This window comes from Aureispira sp. CCB-QB1 (assembly GCF_000724545.1).
Lineage (GTDB): Bacteria > Bacteroidota > Bacteroidia > Chitinophagales > Saprospiraceae > Aureispira.
In genome coordinates this window covers 154,553-174,706 of the sequence record NZ_JHBV01000039.1, presented here as the reverse complement: position 1 = coordinate 174,706, position 20,154 = coordinate 154,553, and the positions used below count along the sequence as shown (strand labels likewise).

At 35.6% G+C, this 20,154-nt stretch carries 19 protein-coding genes; 11 read left to right on the top strand and 8 right to left on the bottom strand.

The features are described 5' to 3' along the window. The first annotated feature begins 107 nt into the window (after window positions 1-107). On the top strand, window positions 108-458 hold the full coding sequence (locus CG11_RS20050) for a hypothetical protein (protein WP_052598623.1): 351 nt from the start codon (window positions 108-110) through the stop codon (window positions 456-458). Between the two features lie 277 nt (window positions 459-735). Then, entirely contained in the window at window positions 736-1,470 is a 735-nt protein-coding gene (locus tag CG11_RS20045) for an ATP-grasp domain-containing protein (RefSeq protein WP_052598622.1), read from the top strand. 58 nt (window positions 1,471-1,528) lie between these two features. Here the strand turns inward: CG11_RS20045 and CG11_RS20040 are convergent, their stop codons facing one another. Then, complete coding sequence (locus tag CG11_RS20040) at window positions 1,529-1,996, bottom strand: DinB family protein (RefSeq protein ID WP_052598621.1); 468 nt, start codon at window positions 1,994-1,996, stop codon at window positions 1,529-1,531. 186 nt (window positions 1,997-2,182) lie between these two features. Between CG11_RS20040 and rlmF the strand changes: the two genes are divergently transcribed. Both rlmF and CG11_RS20030 read left to right on the top strand, forming a co-directional pair. Next, window positions 2,183-3,106: a 23S rRNA (adenine(1618)-N(6))-methyltransferase RlmF gene (gene rlmF / locus CG11_RS20035; protein WP_052598620.1), complete on the top strand. Its 924-nt coding sequence runs from the start codon at window positions 2,183-2,185 to the stop codon at window positions 3,104-3,106. 132 nt (window positions 3,107-3,238) lie between these two features. Beyond that, the gene (locus CG11_RS20030) at window positions 3,239-3,619 is read left to right on the top strand and encodes a nuclear transport factor 2 family protein (RefSeq protein WP_052598619.1); all 381 of its coding nucleotides are present in this window, start codon (window positions 3,239-3,241) and stop codon (window positions 3,617-3,619) included. 114 nt (window positions 3,620-3,733) lie between these two features. On the opposite strand, the gene CG11_RS20025 is transcribed toward CG11_RS20030, so the two are convergent. The 4 genes from CG11_RS20025 to CG11_RS20010 form a co-directional block, all read right to left on the bottom strand. Continuing rightward, a complete protein-coding gene (locus tag CG11_RS20025; RefSeq protein ID WP_052598618.1) occupies window positions 3,734-5,203 on the bottom strand; it encodes a hypothetical protein in 1,470 nt (489 codons plus the stop codon). Between the two features lie 109 nt (window positions 5,204-5,312). Then, window positions 5,313-6,332 carry a bestrophin family protein gene (locus tag CG11_RS20020; protein ID WP_052598617.1) on the bottom strand — a complete coding sequence of 340 codons (1,020 nt, stop codon included), beginning with the start codon at window positions 6,330-6,332 and terminating at the stop codon, window positions 5,313-5,315. Between the two features lie 206 nt (window positions 6,333-6,538). Beyond that, complete coding sequence (gene gyrB, locus CG11_RS20015; RefSeq protein ID WP_052598616.1) at window positions 6,539-8,515, bottom strand: DNA topoisomerase (ATP-hydrolyzing) subunit B; 1,977 nt, start codon at window positions 8,513-8,515, stop codon at window positions 6,539-6,541. 150 nt (window positions 8,516-8,665) lie between these two features. Then, on the bottom strand, window positions 8,666-9,346 hold the full coding sequence (locus CG11_RS20010) for a hypothetical protein (RefSeq protein ID WP_052598615.1): 681 nt from the start codon (window positions 9,344-9,346) through the stop codon (window positions 8,666-8,668). A 672-nt stretch (window positions 9,347-10,018) separates the two neighbouring features. Between CG11_RS20010 and CG11_RS20005 the strand changes: the two genes are divergently transcribed. Next, on the top strand, window positions 10,019-10,570 hold the full coding sequence (locus CG11_RS20005; protein ID WP_052598614.1) for a glucosaminidase domain-containing protein: 552 nt from the start codon (window positions 10,019-10,021) through the stop codon (window positions 10,568-10,570). Window positions 10,571-10,650: 80 nt separating this feature from the next. Here the strand turns inward: CG11_RS20005 and CG11_RS20000 are convergent, their stop codons facing one another. Both CG11_RS20000 and CG11_RS19995 read right to left on the bottom strand, forming a co-directional pair. Beyond that, window positions 10,651-12,198 (bottom strand): DUF4403 family protein, encoded by a 1,548-nt coding sequence (locus tag CG11_RS20000; RefSeq protein ID WP_052598613.1) that lies wholly within the window; start codon window positions 12,196-12,198, stop codon window positions 10,651-10,653. A gap of 44 nt (window positions 12,199-12,242) precedes the next feature. Continuing rightward, the gene (locus CG11_RS19995; RefSeq protein ID WP_052598711.1) at window positions 12,243-13,199 is read right to left on the bottom strand and encodes a threonine/serine dehydratase; all 957 of its coding nucleotides are present in this window, start codon (window positions 13,197-13,199) and stop codon (window positions 12,243-12,245) included. Window positions 13,200-13,568: 369 nt separating this feature from the next. Between CG11_RS19995 and CG11_RS19990 the strand changes: the two genes are divergently transcribed. The 6 genes from CG11_RS19990 to CG11_RS19965 all read left to right on the top strand — a co-directional run bounded on the left by CG11_RS19990 (window position 13,569) and on the right by CG11_RS19965 (window position 18,795). Beyond that, window positions 13,569-14,045, top strand: coding sequence for a hypothetical protein (locus CG11_RS19990; RefSeq protein WP_052598612.1), 477 nt, complete (start codon window positions 13,569-13,571; stop codon window positions 14,043-14,045). Between the two features lie 309 nt (window positions 14,046-14,354). Continuing rightward, window positions 14,355-14,690, top strand: coding sequence for a lipopolysaccharide assembly protein LapB (locus tag CG11_RS19985; RefSeq protein WP_052598611.1), 336 nt, complete (start codon window positions 14,355-14,357; stop codon window positions 14,688-14,690). Window positions 14,691-15,212: 522 nt separating this feature from the next. Continuing rightward, on the top strand, window positions 15,213-16,031 hold the full coding sequence (locus tag CG11_RS19980) for an outer membrane protein assembly factor BamD (protein WP_052598710.1): 819 nt from the start codon (window positions 15,213-15,215) through the stop codon (window positions 16,029-16,031). Continuing rightward, entirely contained in the window at window positions 16,021-16,380 is a 360-nt protein-coding gene (locus CG11_RS19975) for a DNA-directed RNA polymerase subunit omega (RefSeq protein WP_052598610.1), read from the top strand. The genes CG11_RS19980 and CG11_RS19975 overlap by 11 nt, the downstream gene beginning before the upstream one ends. A gap of 91 nt (window positions 16,381-16,471) precedes the next feature. Then, window positions 16,472-17,680 (top strand): bifunctional phosphopantothenoylcysteine decarboxylase/phosphopantothenate--cysteine ligase CoaBC, encoded by a 1,209-nt coding sequence (gene coaBC, locus CG11_RS19970; protein WP_052598609.1) that lies wholly within the window; start codon window positions 16,472-16,474, stop codon window positions 17,678-17,680. Window positions 17,681-17,877: 197 nt separating this feature from the next. Continuing rightward, complete coding sequence (locus CG11_RS19965) at window positions 17,878-18,795, top strand: DUF4835 family protein (protein ID WP_052598608.1); 918 nt, start codon at window positions 17,878-17,880, stop codon at window positions 18,793-18,795. Window positions 18,796-18,926: 131 nt separating this feature from the next. Here the strand turns inward: CG11_RS19965 and CG11_RS19960 are convergent, their stop codons facing one another. Beyond that, on the bottom strand, window positions 18,927-19,901 hold the full coding sequence (locus CG11_RS19960) for a fatty acid desaturase (protein WP_052598607.1): 975 nt from the start codon (window positions 19,899-19,901) through the stop codon (window positions 18,927-18,929). Window positions 19,902-20,154: the final 253 nt, after the last annotated feature.

The following is a 20,154-nucleotide window of genomic DNA, read 5'->3' as shown; positions in this document are numbered from 1 at the left end:
TTCCTTTTTAGCAATAGTTAGCGGTGTTGCTCTATTGGTGTTTCAATCATCAGATGATAACAACACCGTTAACTACTATTTATTTTAATTTCAAAACTAACCAACACATGAAAAAACTAACTACAACCTTGTATCGTCCTGTCAATGACAAAGAACTATTCTTGATTCAAGAGCTTGACCACCGTGGTTTTCCTCCTCGAAAACCAGAACAGCCGTTCTTCTATCCAGTTATGAATGAAGCTTACGCTACTCAGATTACAAAAGATTGGAACGTAAAACAATATGGTATTGGGTATGTGACTCGTTTTGAGGTTAAGAATTCATTTTTGCAGCAATTTGAAATCCAAAATGTAGGCGCCCATCAACACAACGAGTTGTGGATTCCTGCTGAGTTGATGGATGACTTGAATGCTAATATTGTTGGCAAAATTGAAGTTATTTCAGAGTTTAAATCTTAATACTTTTTGAAAAAAATTGCGCTGCTCGTTACATTACTTCGTGGGAAAATCGCATCAGTTTAATTATCACTAGAGTACACTTTCGCTGCTTAATCCCTTAAAGAACTGATAATCAAACTGATAAAAAGGTGCTTTTTTAGTTTTTTACAAAAAAGCTAAAAAACTAAGCTTGCGCTCTCACGACCGCTGGGAGCTACCACGAAGTAGCAGTGCAGCTAAGTACTACGTTAAAACAATAGCTTTTAATGAGCAGTGTATTCTCTTAACAACGACCACTATGAAAGCGTATATTCAACATCGAGATACCAATCAACCTTTAAATATCAACTGTTACATTGCCTGTGAAGGGTTTCGCAGAATGGGATTTGAAATTGTTCATTTTGAATCTATAAAAGAAATTGAGAATTTAGAGCAAGAAGCAATAGTAGTAGCAGGCATTGGGGTTGTTTACCAAGCTTTGGAGCGTCATGGGATTGTTCCTCCTGAACCATTAGATTATCCCCCTTCTTTGCGTCATTTCTTAAAACGTCCTCTCAAAGAATCTACGATTAATACCATCGCCTCTACCCCTTCGGAGTGGGGACAATTTGTAAAACCCAAAGGTTTTGCTAAAAAATTTACTGGGCGTGTAGTTCATGGAACCAATGATTTAATTGGCTGTGGAGACAGGACGTTTGATGTGCCTGTTTGGGTATCGGGTGCTTTAGAAATTGAAACCGAATGGCGATGCTTTGTTCGTTATAATAAAATTGTCGGAGTTCGACCTTATAAGGGCAACTGGCGGAAGCATTTTGATTATAACGTTGTAGAAGCAATTCCTAAAGCATATGAAAATGCACCTAATGGCTATGCTTTTGATGTAGGAGTGACCAAACAAGGAGAAACAATTTTAATTGAGGCAAACGACGGTTTTAGCTTAGGTTCTTATGGTCTATTTTATATTGATTATGCCAAACTACTGTCTGCTCGATGGGCTCAATTAAATTCTGTTGAGGATTATTGTAATTTTTAAATCGTATTCTAAGTGGCTGTAAACTCTCCTTTCAAGCACTGAATAATATTCATTCCTACTAATCCCAAATAAATGGTCTCTCAACTTGCATCATTCTTAAATAAGAAATAAATTGTCCAGCATGGACAGATTCATGGTAGCCAATCCGAAGCAAATAATCTCCTAATAATCTTACTTTACCATTACCTGGATGCGTAATTTCTTTGTTGGCTAAATCATCTGCTGAAAATTGGCGAATACTTTCTAAAAATTGCTGGCGATACGGTTTTGCAAATTCAAGTTCATCCTGCAAACTTACAAACGGTCGATTTTCCCAAGGAGAAATATAACTCGACATATCTCCTTGGTTAATAATAATATTCCACCCATGATCTGCTCCCAAAACATGTCGAATCATTTCGATGGCTGTCATGGCTTCTTTATCTGGTTTCCAAAAATAACGTTCTCTTGGAAGTCCTTCCCATAGTTTAATGCTTCGTCTCCGAATTTCTTTTAAGTTAAGAAGTATGAATTCTGTATTCGTCATTGTTTTATTTTTTTTACAAATGTAACTTTTTTACATCAATTAATAATTTAAATAAATTATACCTTAGTTATTAATAGTCCGCTTATTTTTTAGTTTTTTTACAACCTACATTATCGATCTAAAAAACTACAACTAGTAACGACCAGCTATTCCACCCTTTACCTTTAAAGCATTACAATTAAATCAATGGCTAATCAAAAACATAAATCAGGTTTACATCCTCGCAACAAGCACAAAGGGCAATATGATTTTAATGAGTTATTAAAACACAATCCCAAATTGCAAGCATTTATCATTAAAAACAAACAAGGGCAACAATCCATTGATTTTTTTGATCCCATTGCGGTAAAAATGCTTAATAAAACCTTGCTGAGTTATTACTATGCCATACAAAACTGGGATATCCCAGACCACTACCTTTGCCCTCCTATTCCTGGTCGTGCCGACTATATACACCATATTGCCGATCTATTAGCCAAGGAAAATGATGGTCTTATCCCCAAAGGAAAAAAAATTCGTGTATTGGATATTGGAGTTGGTGCCAACTGTATTTATCCAATTATTGGAGTAAAAGAATACGCTTGGTCTTTTGTTGGAGTAGATATCAATAAAGCTTCTCTCCAAAATGCACATGCTATTGTTCTCAATAATAAGACACTACGATCTAACATAGAACTTCGTTGGCAAGAGCATAGCGAACACATTTTAAAAGGCATTATCACAGCCAAAGATAACTTTACCCTATCTATTTGTAATCCACCTTTTCATGCCTCTGCGGAAGAAGCCAAAATGGAAGCCCTCAGAAAACTGAAGAACTTAGGCAAAAAAAATGTGATAGAACCAACTTTGAATTTTGGTGGTCAACAGCACGAATTGTGGTGCAAAGGAGGAGAATTGCAATTTCTAAAGCAAATGATAACACAAAGCAAAAGCGTTGCCAGTTCTGTGCGTTGGTTTACAACCTTAGTTTCTAAAGAAGCGCATCTTAAGCCTACCTATAAACTATTAAAAAAAGTAGGTGTAGCATATACCAATACGATTTCCATGGGGCAAGGCAATAAAAAAAGTCGTCTTCTAGTTTGGTCGTTTATACCCCAAACAATGGATTAATTGGTGTATTTAATGATCTTCTTTTTTGTAACAAGCTTAAGACAGAGACCTAAAAGTCCTACTTAAATAATGTTTTTTTGAACCTCTTTAGTTATAAATGTGTTGAGAGCATTATAAAAATAAATTGAAAATATGAGCAGACAAGATAATAAAAAAAATGCCATTGAATTTTATAAAATGGCCTATGAGGGTAATCCCCAAAAAGCTACCGAGCTATATGTTGGAGCACAATATATTCAACATAACCCTTCCGTTGGAGATGGCAAAGAAGCGTTTATTGCCTATTTCGAAGATTTAGCAAAAAATTATCCTCGCAAATCTATTGAGTTTGTTCGAGCTATTGCAGAAGGAGACTTGGTAGCGTTGCATACTCATCAAGTTTGGCCAGATGCAAACAAAGAATACGTAACAATGGACTTTTTTAGGTTTGACGAACAAGGAAAAATTATTGAACACTGGGATGCTATTCAGCAGGTTCCCCCAACATCTGCCAACAACAACACTATGTTTTAAAAAAAATATCTTAGAGTTCTATTATTTAGTAGTTAGCTTAGTTACTCCCTGCGGTCATGAGCCAGCAAGCTGGGTGCGCTGCTACTTCGTGGTTTCAACGAACTATTGATTATTTTAAAAATCCCTATTTTTTTCAAAAATTTCAAATAGCTCTTGTTCATTGATAGATGACTTTTTAGCCAACTCCATATAAACCTCATAAATTTCCTCTCGAGCCATCGTATCTATCACTCCGTGAGTATCCATCTTATTAAAAACATCAATAAAGTTGGAAAACAACACTACTATAGCTTCTTTGTCCGACTGTTTTTCAATACCAGAATTAAGTACCTTAAAAGCTTTGAATGCTTTCTTGGCATTGGCAGTAGAGATGCCTTCTCTACCATCCCAACTTCGAAAAGGGTTGTTTAAATTTTCTGCCAACCATTTTTCATTACGTAATTTGGTTACACTCAAAGAAGAAATTTCTTTAAAATGCTTTTTTGCATACGTTCCCGCCTCTTTAGGAATACTAGTCAACCATAAAAACTCTAGATGAGGCAGCATTTCTGGAGCAGGAAAATCTTGCTTACCAAAACCAAACAAATCATTTAGTTGTAGATGTTCTAGGTGCTTAAATTTTCCAAAATAATTGAAGTGGTGAATGATTCCAGGATTTCCCCAAATAGCTATAGTTCGAAGATTAGGATAAAAACTTACCAACTGTTTAATGTCTATTTGATTGACCACCAAACGTATTTCTTCTAGATTGGGCAAATTCAAATTTGGAAGTTCAATATTTGACTTAACAAGATACATATCCACTTCTAAAAACTTTCCCCCCAAAGGATGATGAATTTTCAACTTGTTTAATTGCTCTAAATCTCCTATAAAAGACACCGAACGAATAGATGCATTCAATATAAGCTCTTCGAGAAACGTAACATCCAATTCTAATTTCCTAATATTTGTTCTACTAATGTCCACTACTTTTTGTCGATGTTCTTTCCATTCTAAGGTAGATATTAACGGATTTTTTTCTACCAAAGGAATTAACTCATTGCTTGTCCCCCTATAATAAATATCTGTTAATGCAGGCATTTTTTGAAGCTCGGTAAGAAGTATTTCATCTTCTGGTTCTATATAAACTGTTGTTGAATCAATACGTCTTGAGCGTCCTCCTACCTCCACAGTCTCCTTAGATGCTTTCGCCGTTTTATAAGCAACTCGCAGCGATTTAGGCAACTGATTCCACTGATGTTGTAGTATCACTTGTAATACATTTTTGGGCCAACCTATGGAATAACTTCTAATCTCTAAATCTAAAATAGGAGTATTATTGCCGATGTATATAATCCGCTTGGGTACTCTTTTGGTGCCAATATATCGACAACTATATTCTCCTTTCCAATTATGATGATTAATTATCAAAGGTTTCAAATCAACCAAATTGGTAACCGTCGGGATTTCATCAAAGGTATTTTCTAGATCTAAAAGAGCTATATTGCCCTTTTCATTCTCTTGTATCACTTGTATTAACGTCCATAATTGCAACACTTCATTCCATAAAGCATATACATCGCCTACCTTGGCTATTCTATTCATGATTATAACTATTAAAAAGGCTCTAGACAAACTCCATTGAAACCATGTAGTAATAGCGAATCGAGCTATGCGAACTCACAACCACAGGGACTAACGATCTAGAGTAAGGTTACAACAAAATTTTAAACTTAGTCACAGGCTTAATAGGTACAGGAAGATCCGTTTCATCTAGCATTTCTCTCAAATCTATTTCAATCGTTCTAGATAAAGAAGTCATTGGTACGTCATTAAACAAGCCCTCGAATGGATTTTCGCTAAAGTCACCAATAACCTCCATCGTATGAAAAACCCACGAAACAACGACACACAAAGGAACAGTCAACCAAATAAAACAACCACCTGTTTGGCTAAATTCATGAACCATTGCAAAGGGCAACAAGAAACTAAACAACCAAACAAAAAAGACATTCACAGAAGCGTATTGGCGAGGGAAAGGATAATTTTTAATTCGCTCGCACTTTCCTTGTAAAGCATAGAGTTTTTCAATTAATCCTTTCATTTCCATGTGCCTAAAATTATCAATCAACCCTTTGGATTTCAACTCTTTTAAATCTTTAGATTGCAAACTCAACAATTGAACAGCTCGGTTTGTCTTGGAACTGATGTAGGCAAAATCTTCTGTACTAATAAATTGTTTGAGATAATCGTACCGTTCTGGCTTAGGATCCGTATCAAAAGACATTCTATTTTTGGCTGATTTTTTATTGTTGTGCTCCCAAGGCTTGGGCTCTCTTAATTGAAACGTCAAGGCATACAACCAAGCAATATGTCGGTAGATTAAGCGACGGTGTATTTTTTGTAATTCGGTTTGAGAGAGGCGTTCATTGGCATATTCATTGGTTACAAAATCACGTGCCATGACTCCTAATGTTCGACTAGAGTTAACAATTCCGCCCCATATTTTTCGAGCTTCCCACAAGCGATCATATGCCGAATTATTTTTAAACCCTAAATAAAAAGCAATTGCTGTTCCAACTAAAGCTATCGGTAGCCAAGGTATTCCAATCCATTTTATTTCTAAAGTAGAATAAAGAAGCACTACAATAGTAGACCAAATTGCAAAAATAAGAATGTATTTACTAGTCCAAAACAAGGTATGTAAAAGGGAATATTGTCTTCCTGCGTGCATAATTGGGTTGTTTTATAAATTAGTCGATTTCTTTCTAACAATAGTTAACAGCATTGCTAACTAAACTGGCGATCTCACGAAGCAGCACGTAGTAGCAACAAACGATGAATCAACGATCCACGAAGTAGCACCATAGGTAATCACTATTCTTAATTCAATATAAAAAAAAAGCTGCTTGAATTGATACAAGCAGCTTCTGATATTTTTTAAACATTCACATTAGCATATTTGGCATTGGCTTCAATAAATGCCCGGCGAGGCGGAACCTCATCTCCCATGAGCATAGAGAATACAGCATCAGCAGATTCAAAATCCTCAATAGTAGCTTGGCGCAATGTACGAGAAACAGGATCCATGGTTGTTTCCCACAACTGCTCTGCGTTCATCTCTCCAAGACCTTTATAACGTTGAATATTTACACTCGAATTATCACCTCCCAAAGAAACAACTGCTTGATCACGATCCGCATCGTTCCAACAATAGATAGAACGTTTTCCTTTTTTAACCTGATACAATGGTGGTGCTGCAATATAAATATACCCTTTTTCGATTAATGGACGCATATAACGGAAGAAGAACGTTAAAATTAAGGTAACGATATGACTTCCATCTACGTCCGCATCACACATAATAATAATCTTGTGATAACGTAATTTTTCAATGTTCAACACACGCTCACCATCTTTTTCTTCGATACGAACGCCAAGTGCTGTAAACATATTTTTGATCTCTTCGTTCTCATAGATTTTATATTCCAATGCCTTTTCTACATTTAGAATTTTACCTCTCAAAGGCAAAATGGCTTGAAATTCACGATCACGACCTTGTTTGGCAGTACCTCCCGCCGAGTCTCCCTCTACTAAGTATATTTCCGATCTTTCAGGATCTTTAGAGGAACAATCAGCCAGCTTACCAGGAAGCCCAGAGCCTGTCAAAACATTTTTACGCTGCACCATTTCGCGTGCTTTGCTTGCGGCACTACGAGCTTTTGCTGCTAGAATAACTTTATCCATCAACATTTTGGCAGCATTCGGATTTTCTTCTAAGAAAATTTCCAACGCATTACGTACACAAGCCGAAACAATTGAGGTTACTTCAGAGTTTCCTAATTCACCTTTTGTTTGACCTTTAAATTGTGGTTCAGGAACTTTTACAGCAACAACAGCCGTTAGACCTTCTCTAAAATCTTCGCTAGATATTTTTACTTTTGCCTTAGAGAAAAGTTCTTTTGCCTCTCCATATTTCTTTAATACATGAGAAACGGCACGACGAAACCCATTGACGTGTGTTCCACCTTCTATCGTATTAATATTATTGACATAAGAACGCAATGTTTCACGGTAAGAACGATTGTATTGAAACGCTACCTCTACTTGTACGTTATCCTGTTCTCCTCGAACATGAACGGGAACATCGACCAATACTTCACGGCCGCTTTGCTTGTCTATATGTTGCACAAATTCCAACAAACCACCTTCCGAAAAGAAGGTCTCAGTAGGAAATTCTCCTTTTTCGTCTGGTGTGCGCAAATCTTGAAGGGTCAAATGCAAGCCTTTGTTCAAGTAAGCCAATTCTCGCAATCGTTTGGCCAGTGTTTCATAACTATACTCCAATTCCGAAAAGATTTCTGAATCAGGCTTAAATGTAATGATAGTTCCTGTAATATCGGTATCACCAATAATATCTACAGGCGATTGAGGTACTCCTCTAGAATACGTTTGTGTAAAAATTTTGTTTTCTCTATGCACTTCTGCACGAAGCATTATAGACAAGGCATTAACACAGGAGACACCTACCCCATGCAAACCACCAGAAACCTGATAAGTTTGTTTGTCAAACTTACCTCCAGCATGAAGTACAGTCATAACGACCTCCAAGGCTGATTTTTGGAGCTTTTGGTGCATACCTGTTGGGATACCACGACCATTATCTTTGACAGTTATAGAATTGTCATCATTGATAATAACTTGAATGTGGCTACAGTGACCTGCTAAATGCTCATCAATTGAGTTGTCCAAAACCTCGTAAACAAGGTGATGCAACCCTTTTTCATCGGTGCTCCCTATATACATTCCGGGACGCAAGCGTACAGCTTCTAATCCTTCAAGGGCAGTAATATTGTTTGCCCCATATTGACTATTGTTTTGAGCTGTTTCCTCTTCATTTAATTTATCGTTTTCCATAACTACAAAGATACAAAAAAATCCCTAAATTAGATAATATTTTTCAGCACAAAAATAAGGCTTATTTTGCTTTTTTTATCCCCCAAAAACAAGGACAACTCAAAGAAGAACAAATTAAAAAAATTTGAGTTTATTCGTCTCCTCAACAAGCTACTCTACCGCCACTATATCCTTCGTCAAACGACTAATTCTTTGCTTTATTTGAGCAGAACACGACACGCAATTTTTTAGCATCTCTTTTTCTAATATTTGCTGAATTTCCGAACGGGAAAAGCGTTTATCTGTATAGTAGAAATCAAGCAGACCGCTATAACGAATACCACTAACCCATTTGTTATACAACTGGGGCGAGTTTTCCTTATCCATCAGTTCAAAAAATGCTTTGGGATACTGCTCTATAAATGCTCTGGCAGGAGAGCCTATATATTCTCCAAGTGCACCATCAGATATAAGAATTGTTTTACTCAAACACCAAAGATAAAATGGTCTCAAACTATCTTGTTCTGTCAAGGCTAAATTTAATAATTCGGGTGTTATAAAGTCATCGGTTGGTTTGTATTGCCCATAATAAAAAGCCTTTGCTAATCCTGAACAATGAACATTATTTAGATACATACTCGCTGGATTTCCCAAAATTGTATCTTCATTAGGATTATGACTCAAACCAAAATCTTTTTGCCAGTCTCTCCTTGGCATTGACAAATAAACAGTATCTCTTACTAATCGTTCTTCTACTCTATAAACTTTACCCTCTCTCTTAGTTTGACACGAATTTCCCAAAAAAAGAACTGTCACAAACAAACTTAAACAGCTATATATTCTCATTTTCATAATAAAAAACGGATTATTTTTCCATAAGAAACTTACCAACAATCATACTTAGCGGGGCTCCTACTATGGATCGCATCATGTGGTTGTAGATTTTTTTATTTTACCACACAGTATTGACACAAGGTAATGCTTCTTTTTAGCACGATAACGATCAAAACAAGCGCCTTAGCAAGTGGTACTATTGATGATTATACGTTGCCTATCCAATGCCTGTCAGATGGAGATAAAAAAACTCATTTTGAGACTTTTGTTCCAAATTAGAACCCAATCTGTCAGAATAGAACCATCCATTTGTCAAAAAATAGATTTTTCCCAAACAAATAAAAATTTCGATTCTCTTTCTTTTACCTTATAAAATAAGGTTTTCTTAACAAATCAATAACTTCTATTCTTTTGTTACAAGGAAGACACAAAACAAACACAAATAACTACAAATCAACAACTTACACAAAAGGCATAATTATTGCTAAAAGTAAAAACGGTCTTTTACAGACAAAGCTTGTAGTTTTGTTAACTAAAAATACAACTATATTTACCTTAAAGCAATTGAATTTGATTTCAAATCAATGCTTTACAAGCTCGGAACAAAGAAACATACTAAGGTAAATCAAGTACATAAACATTTTTTCTTTTCAGAAACCTTTTGGGTAATGTTACCGTACTTTTTCCGTTATGAAGCATCTATTTGCAGCATTGGCGATTTGTGTGGCAACACACACACAACACACAGAAGCTATCCCTGCTTCTGGAGTAGAAGAAAATTTAGCACCAGAGCCTATCGAGGAATTTATTCCTGATTTCTCTGTCATTACAATTGATCATGCTAGGGAATATGTTGAGAAAATTTATCCTTATGCCATCAAGGCTCAAAAAGAGCAATCGATTCCAGCTCCTATAACTATTGCTATTGCTTGTTTAGAAACAGGTTATGGTCGTAGTGTTTATGCACAAAAAAAGAACAATCACTTGGGCATACGCATTTATAAAAATGGGAAAGCAGGTTACAGAGATTTTTCATCTCTAGACGAATGTTTTGATTACTATATCAATATGTTCAACATGGAGCGTTATGCTCCCTTAAAAGAAATTGCAATTGACGACTTGCCTAGTTTTATCAAAGGCTTACAAGATTGCGGTTTTAATCATAGAGATAAATACAGTAAAAAATTGACCGTCATGATTGATTTTTTACATTTGGAAGAATTGGAATATCCTATGGCTTAATGGAGTTTATTGATGCCACTCTTCCCAACGTTGGTTTTTGTATTTTTCTTGACAAAAACCAACGTTTTTTTACTCCCAACCTATTGCCATTTAATCTTAAAATCTAAAGCTCCTTCTGCTTGTAAATACACTTCAAAGTAATGCTCGCTAATAAAAATTTCTTGCACATCCAAAGTAGGGAAACGACCTGTTAAGGTTCCCATATGTTCCTCTATCTGAAAGTAATTTAATTCTTTTTGCAACCTTTTTAATTCACTTGAAATACCAAACCGAAGGTTTTCTTTGAGTTGTTTCATAATTTTAGGGTGCATCAACCACTCTCCTACTTGAAGTAGTATATTTTTAGATTGGGTTGTGAATTTTAAATCACTTAAATACACTTCTTGTGTGGAGGTATCATACTTTGGAACACCAGAAAGATAAAGAGTCGCTTTCAATTGGTTGTTTTTAGCTTTCAAAACCTCTATGGCAATAGCCGCTCTATTGCCATTAGGATAAATTGAAACGTTTCCAATCGTATAGCCATGTTGCGCATAATTCTGATCGACATAGTTTTTTAAAAATATTTGTGCTTCTTTAGCAGCATACGTCAAAGGCACACTTCCATTCACACAAACCAAAGTCCCTGAAGGATAACGATTTACAGCAAAATTTACTTCCTTAGGAATCACTACATTAGGGGCTTTTTCTGCCAAAGTGACAACAGGTTTTGCTTTTACCCCAATGCAGAATTCCAAGCGATTTTCTACGCCCAACCCTACACCATATACAGGCGATACAAATACTTGTTCTACTTTGGGCACCAACCAAATGCCTTGCGTAAGTTCATAGGGTTTGCCTAGTTGCCAAGCAGCAGCGTCAATTTTTTCTTTAAAACTCAAATAGCTCCCTGTTTGATCATGATTTAATAGGCGTTGTAGTTGCTGTGTGATAATTTTATTAATTGTCTTGCTAATCCGCCTTTTCACTGGTTCTACAATGGGACGTAACAACTCAGGAAAATCTATGTTTTGAATTGCCTTAGAGGAACAAACCTTTTGAAATTTTATTTTTGCATCATCGTCATTCAAGAGGATGTTAATACTTGCCTCTTTAGTCAATTCAATTTTGCCATTTAATACCACACGCACTTGCATTGGGCAATTCAAATCGCCGTTTAATCGAATGTTTTCATTCAAAATTTTGGCTTCATTTCTAAGCTGCATGGTCGTTCTAGCATCTAACAATACATCTGCATAAAATTGATCGCCTTCAAACCAAAAATCATATTTTGACAAATCGAGCGCATACGCTAATTTAGAAGAAACATAAAATGTTTTGTCTACCCATTTCAACAAAGGACTCGCTAGTTTGTCTAAAAAATTCTTATCGGTCTCTTTTTTTCGCCCTGACAACTGCAACTTCAACTCCTCGGTTTTTCCTTCTAATACAGGGTTGGGGAAGTGCTGATAAAATGCTTGCTTCAAGTCCTTCGATTTTAAAACCAAAGGAATTTGAACGATAGAACTTGGCATTACTGGTAATTCAATAGGGAGTGCAAATTTGGGCAACCGCTCATTTTTGATTGGGCAAGCCACCAATACCAAAGCAATTCCGATAAGCACAAAAAACCGCAGATAATTCCTCATAAAAACAATATAGTATTAAGTAATCACTTCTTCTGTCTATACACTTAAAAAGGCAATTGATTGACATCTACATTACCACCTGTTAAAATAACTCCAATCCTCTTCCCTTTAAAACGTTCTTTTTGTTTCAAAATTGCAGCCAAAGGAACCGAAGAAGAAGGTTCTACAATAATTTTCATACGCTCCCAAATTAGTCGCATTGCTGCCACAATCTCTTCTTCACTTACTGTAATAATGTCCGTTACGTATTTTTTGATAATTTCAAATGTTCGGTCGCTTATATTCGTCAACAAACCATCCGCAACAGAAGAAGCCCCTGTATGTTTTTGTTTTGTCCCTGATTGAAAAGACTGATAAGCGTCATCAACTACCTCTGGCTCTGCGCCGATAACTTGTGCATTAGGCAATAGATAATGGGTACTTAATGCCGTTCCACTCATCAATCCACCACCTCCTACAGGTGCCATAACCACATCCAAAGCCTCTATAGTTTCGATCAATTCTTTAGCAACCGTTGCTTGCCCTGCAATTACATTATAATGATCGTAAGAGGGAATAAATGTTGCTCCTGTTTCGGCTATGATTTTACTCAAAGTATTTTGCCTACTCTCTATGGTCGGCTCACAAATGGTTACATTTGCCCCATACCCTCTTGTTGCATTCTTTTTGATTGTGGGTGCTGTTGCTGGCATAACCACATACGATTTAAGCCCGTGTAGCTGTGCTGTCAAAGCAACAGCCTGTGCGTGATTTCCTGAAGAATGTGTTGCAATGCCACTCTTTTTTTCCTCTTCATCTAAGGCTAATGCTGCACAAGTTGCCCCACGCATTTTAAATGCACCAATTTTTTGAAAATTTTCACACTTAAAATAAAGCGACGCCCCTATCATCTCATTAATACTAGAGTTGGTCAATACTGGTGTATAATGGACATAGGGCATTATTGCTTTGTGTGCTGCTTGTATCTGTTCTAATGTTGGAATGTTTGTTATTTTTTGCATAGTTTTCATTTTTATGTCCAAAAAACAAAATTAAAGAGAGAGTTTGGGGCTAAATTAACTTTTTTATCTATATTGTAGGTATTATTATACCACACACTATAATAACATCCAACTACTAGGTTTCTTTAGAGATTTAGTAGTTTTTTTTATGTTTTAACACAACTAAATCATTCCTACCCAATAACATCGTTCTATTAAATACTTTTAGATTGGCAATCATTTTGTATTAAGCTCAATGATTTATAAACCGTAAATTGCCATTTTGTGGCATTTTGCACTATTTTTTGATTCTCAACTGTGCAACGCTCGCAAAGTACTACGCAATAGCTGCACCTAGCTACTATTATTTAAAATACAAAACCAATAACTATGAAAACATCATCTCTCTTGCTGTTTCTATTAATTACAACCACATTAAGCTTTGGTCAAACCATCTCCAAACCTGATGCTAAATTATTAAATGCTGCTATTGAACAATATTTAAAGGAAATGAAAACTACGTTTAAAATTGTTCCTTCGGAATTCATTATAGAGGTAGCAGATAAATCTATTTATCAAAATGTCTCAAAGAAAATTGGCAGTGCTACTATTGTTCCCAAAACAAAAAAAGAATTGCAAAATTACAGCACCCAAAAAACAGGTCAAAAGATTGGATTTTTTGTTATTGAGGTAGAAAAAATGGACAATAAATACATCGTGGATATTATGGATGATGGCATCCAATCTACTAGTGGTAATTTCACATACGATTCTATTGGTGCTGGACGTGCCTGCGAATTAACATTTGATGCCAACTATAACTTTAAAACTATTGATTGTCTTTTATTACCAACTGATCCTCAGTAGTACTTTCTTAGTCGGATATGCTTTTAAATACTTATCTGAAGCCCCAAAGTGGTAGGTTGTTGGAATAAAATGATGGCTTGTAAAAAATCAGAATAAATTCCTCTTCCTACGTATTTAGTTTATCTTTGTCCTTCTTTTTAACAGCTATTTCCCTCTAACAGTTACTGTCTGTTTCTACAATTACCACAGTAGAAGCATCCTTAACTATTGTATAAATACTAATTGGGTTCAGCAAGAAGGCAGGATTTGTTTAAATCATATTTTGTATTGAATTTTGAAATCTCACTTACATAAAAAAACAACTAAATCATGAGCAGTCAAAGACTGGAACAATTGATGGGCTTTTTGAAAGCTAGTCCAAAAGAACCATTTCTCCTTTTCGCTATTGCCAAAGAATACGAAGGCTTGAACGATCAAGATAATGCATTAAAATATTACTTAGAGCTTGAACATCATGTTCCTGATTATGTTGGCACTTACTATCACCTTGGCAAATTATACGAACAACTAGGACAAGATGCTAAGGCATTTTTCACCTACAAAAAAGGCATGCAAAAAGCAAGAGAAGCTGGCGATACGCATAGCTTATCGGAGTTGGCAGGTGCCAAGTTAGAATTAGGAGATGATGATGATTTCGAAGACTAAATAACAATACAACCAAAACAATTAAAACCAACCCATTGGTTTATTCTTCCGTTTTCTATTTTAGTTATACTAACAGGTATTCATCAATAAGTAAGTGGACAGAAAAAAGTATAGTTAAAAATGTAATTGTTTTTAGTGCTGTTCAAAGAAAAGAATTGAAGTTTTACCTGCGGTGCTACTTCGTGGTAGCGGGCTAAAACGAGATTTTTTGATGAAGAACAGTGCAAAAAGAATTCTATTTTGCCTATAATTTTTTATGAACGATTACTTAGTTCGCTTATTTTTAGTTTTTAATAAAAACCAGCTTGTATTTAATTGTTAATCAAACGTTTTAAAAGCTACACACTTAAAAAGTAGACTACTAATTATCAACCTAATACAACCTTCAAGCGCACTAGTGTTACATTTAAAGTTGAGCAATCACTTAATCTAGGTAAGTAATTGCTCAAAAAAAATCAGATTTTTGTTAAAAAACTGGCAATTTTCATTCAAAAACCGTATAAAAACCGTACATTTGCAGCTATGCTAAAACAGAAAGGAATATTAATTAATGGTTTACTCGTACTAATGCTTCTTTTTTCAAGTTGCAAAAGTAGTTACGAAAAGTTGCGTTTATCTAGCGACAATGATTTAAAGCTAACAAAGGCTTTTGAGTTTTATGAAGCCGAAGAATGGTTAAAAGCTCAATATCTATTAGAGGATTTGATTGGAATTGTTCGATTGACAGATAAAGCAGAGAAAGTTTATTTTTATTATGCTTATACGCATTATCACTTAAAAAACTATTCTTTTGCTTCTTACTACTTCAAACAATTTTCGACAACATTTCCCAATGGAGAATATGCTGAAGAAGCCTTATTCATGAGTGCAGATTCTTATTACAAATTGTCTCCTAATTTTAGGTTAACACAAGAAGATACAGAAAGTGCCATAGAAGGTTTGCAAGTATTTGTCAACACCTATCCCAATAGCGATAAGGTATCTGCCTCCAATGAGCGAATTGACTTATTAAGAGCCAAACTAGAATTAAAAGCTTTGGATAGTGCCAAAGGGTACTACAAACGCAAACACTATAAAGCGGCTACGTATACGTTTAAAAACTTATTAATTGATTACCCAGATACTAAAGAAGGAGAATACATCCGTTATATGGTTATTCGTTCATCTTTGAAATATGCGCAACAATCTGTTCTTTCAAAACAAATAGAACGTTACGAAGAAACAATGAAAGCTTGTGTCGATTTTAAGAAAAGACATAGTGAGAGCGAATACATAAAAGAAGTAGATACCATTTACGAAACTGCCAATAACAAAATCAAAAAAATACGCAATGAACATTAACAGAAATAACGAAATCAAACAAAAAGCACAAGGCATCAATCCTTATATTGTTGCTCGTAATTCAGATGAAATTTCAGCGCTTGGTGGTGGTAACATCTATCAATCTCTAAATATCATTGCGCGTCGTGCGGACCAAATTGGTGTTGATTTGAAAAAAGAGTTGCATGCAAAATTAGATGAATTTGCTTCTACTACGGATACTTTAGAAGAGATTCACGAAAACAAAGAGCAAATCGAAATTTCTAAATTCTATGAGCGTTTACCAAACCCTAGTATCATTGCTCTCCACGAGTTTTTTGATGGCAAGGTTTACCATAGATTTAAGGAAGTTAAAAATACAGAAGAATAGTAAACAGTTTGTTTATTGTAAGATATAGTCCTGATAATTACCTGTTAGTTGTCAGGATTTTTTTGTTTAATTTGGATATTAACATCAAATAATGCTCTTAGGAAAAAAAATTTTAGTCGCTGTTTCAGGTAGTATTGCTGCTTACAAAATTGCCACCTTGGTTCGTTTGTTGGTCAAAGCAAAAGCAGAAGTTAAAGTTATCATGACACCTGCTGCACAAGGCTTTATTACTCCATTAACTCTTTCTACACTTTCCAAAAATCCCGTGTATAGCGATGTCAGCTCTGACGAGGCATGGAACAATCACGTAGAACTAGGACTATGGGCGGATGCCATGCTGATTGCTCCAGCAACGGCTAACACCTTAGCAAAAATGGCCAACGGACTTTGCGATAATATGCTGTTGGCTGCTTATTTATCTAGTCGTTGCCCTGTTTTTATTGCTCCAGCGATGGATTTAGATATGTGGGTGCATCCTGCAACTCAGCATAATGTACAAAAATTGCTCAACTTTGGGCATCACTTATTGCCTGTTGAAGATGGAGAGTTGGCTAGTGGCTTGGTTGGAAAAGGAAGAATGTCAGAACCTGAAGCAATTCTCTCCCACTTAGAAAGCTTTTTCGTTCAACGAGATACTACAAATACTTTAGCAGGTAAAGTAGTTTTAATTACATCAGGTCCTACTCAAGAGGCAATTGATCCTGTACGATTCATTACCAATCATTCTACAGGAAAAATGGGTACAGCAATTGCAGACAAAATGGCGCAGCAAGGTGCTCGTGTGATTCTTGTTAGTGGTGCCACATCAATTCTTCCCAATCATCCCGCTGTAGAGCGAATTCCTGTGCGGTCTGCTGAAGAAATGTACCAAGCCGCCGCTACTTACTTTCCAACTGCCGATGTAACTATTCTTGCAGCGGCAGTAGCGGATTATACGCCCAAAACAAAAGCAGATCATAAATTAAAGAAAAAGGAAGGAGACTTAAATATTGAACTCAAAAGAACGACAGATATTGCAGCAACACTAGGGCAACAAAAACAAGCCCATCAAATTATGGTTGGATTTGCTTTAGAAACCAATAATGCTGTTGAAAATGCTCAACGCAAACTAACCAAAAAGAATTTTGACTTTATTGTTTTAAACGACCTATCTGATAAAGGAGCAGGATTTGGACATGATACCAATAAGGTGACTTTTTTGGGGCAAGATGGTAGTATTGCACACCAAAGTCTAAAAACAAAGCTAGAAGTTGCTGCTGATATTACCCAAAAAGTGATTCAATTATTAGATAAAGACTAAAAATCTTGTTAAATACACAAAGTAGACTCAATTCCCTATAACTTTTTGCGTTCTTTATAGTAAACATCCCAAGTAAGCAGGCAACTATTCTAGTCTTGACTCTCTGACAAGTTCTGCAAGCGGTTGCTTTCTATTTTGTCGGATTATTGTTATAATAAAGTTGATTTGGTAAGATCATAACATACAATTAAAAATAAATGAGATTAATACAAAAATTAAGTGGTTTGTTCTTGGCAACTTGCCTAAGTTTTTCCGCTACTGCTCAAGACTTTAATACTCAGGTGACGATTAATACACCTAAAATTCAATCGGTAGATCCTAAAATTTTTAGAAATTTAGAAACAGCCATTGAAGAATTCATGAATACACGAAATTGGGTAGAAGATAACTTTGAACCCGAAGAACGCATTGAATTAAATATTGTTATTACAATTGACAAAGAGCTTTCTCAAACAGATTTTGAAGGGCAAATGACAATTCAAGCCAGTCGTCCTGTTTATAATAGTGGCTACAACTCTGTTTTGTTTCAAAACTTAGACAAACAATTTAAATTCACTTATGGGGAATACGAACGATTAGATTTTTCTGAAAATACGTTTACCTCTAACCTTACTTCTACCCTAGCGTTTTATGCTTATGTAATTTTAGGCATGGACTACGATTCATTTTCTGAATTGGGTGGAGAAGATCACTTACAAAAAGCACAAGATATACTAAATGCCGTTCCACGAGGTACCGCTGATGGCTGGACAGCTGGAAGTGGTGGAATTGTGAATAGAAGTCGCTATTGGATTATCGAAAACTTACTAAGCCCTCGTATGCAAGATATGCGTCGTGCTATGTATCAATATTATATGCTAGGTTTGGATAGAATTGCTCAAGAAGATCAAACCGAGAAAGGACTTACAGCGGTCTTAAAAGCATTGGAAACTATTGATGCAGCCAATCAATCTAATCCCAACTCGATGTGGGTTCAAATATTTTCAGATGCAAAAAAAGATGAAATTATTAATCTCTTCAAAGTAGCTGATTTTAACACCAAACGCAAAGTATATGGTATCATGGTTAAACTAGATGGTACTCGTGCCAATGATTATCGAGTCTTATTAAAATAGATCGTAATTTGCTATTTTTACTCGTTTAACCTGAATGAAAAACGCTTTGCCAAAAATTGAATCGGCAAAGCGTTTTTGTTTTTTTTGCAAAAAAAATGTGGTTTGCAACATCAAGTTGTTTCAACTACTCGTTAATTAACCAAACTTGGTTCTTGCTCTTTTTTGCCTTTCTCTTTTTTATCTAACTCTACTAAAAATGCTTTTTCGGAATCTTTATCTTGATTTTCCATGTCTTTTAAGTTTTTCCAATCGGGCTGTCTGACATTCCAAACCAATCCAACTTTGCTCATACACCAAATAAGACAATAGTTCAAATCCAACTGCCACCAGTAAAAGCCAGCTCTAGCACTGTTCATATCAGCATGGTGATTGTTGTGCCAGTTATCGCCTAACATAGGGATCGATAACCACCAAATATTTCTAGCATTACAATTAGGTGCCAATTTAGAAATATATGGACGTGCGCCCCAAATATGTACGGCTGAATTGACCAACATAACACAGTTCCATGAAAGGAAAGAAGGCAAGAAAAAGCCCCAAACTAACCCATTTATACCTCCTAAAAGGTAAGTTGCTAAACCAAACAAATAGTAAATAAGCGTTGCTTGTTTTTCTAAAAAGACAACCTCAGGTTGTTTGAGTAAATCTCTTACCCACTTATCTTCTACTGGCATAGGACCATTTTCTACTAAATGTAAAAAATGAGACCATAAAAAGCCTTTTACAAGATTAAAGCCTTTTAAATTACCATAGGTATAAGGGGAATGAACATCATGATCTTCTTCACAACTATTGTGATGAAAACGATGATGACAAGCCCAAAAAATAGGCCCTTTTTGACCACTAATACACCCTAGAAAACCAAGTACAAAGCGCATAACGGGTCCTGTCTCAAAGGATTTGTGCGAAAAGTAACGGTGGTATCCAATTAATACTCCTACCATCTGCAAGTACCAGCAAACTAAGCCGACACCTACCCAAAACCAAGTTACCTCGGCTTGTCCTGTAGCAAAATAATAAATTGAAAGTCCTGGAATTAAAACAAATAGGAATACTCCGAAGAGCAATCCCTGCATTTTCTGCGGAATTGGATCTGCATTTTTCATTCTGTTAAACTTTTTTGGAATTTAAAAAATATGATTGTTGTCATAGCGAAAGAAATTGAATCTAGATGCACTTTAGTGATTCAAGTCTTTGCACTATTTGTCCCAAAATAGGATAATAGAATGACGCTTTAAGAATATTTTCTGTTAAAATCAACAGCCAAAAAATTTAACTATTAAATTAAACCTCAACGTTTTATAAGGTGCAAAAATCTAATTTCCAAAATATTATAAGCTTTTAAATAGCTCTTAGGGA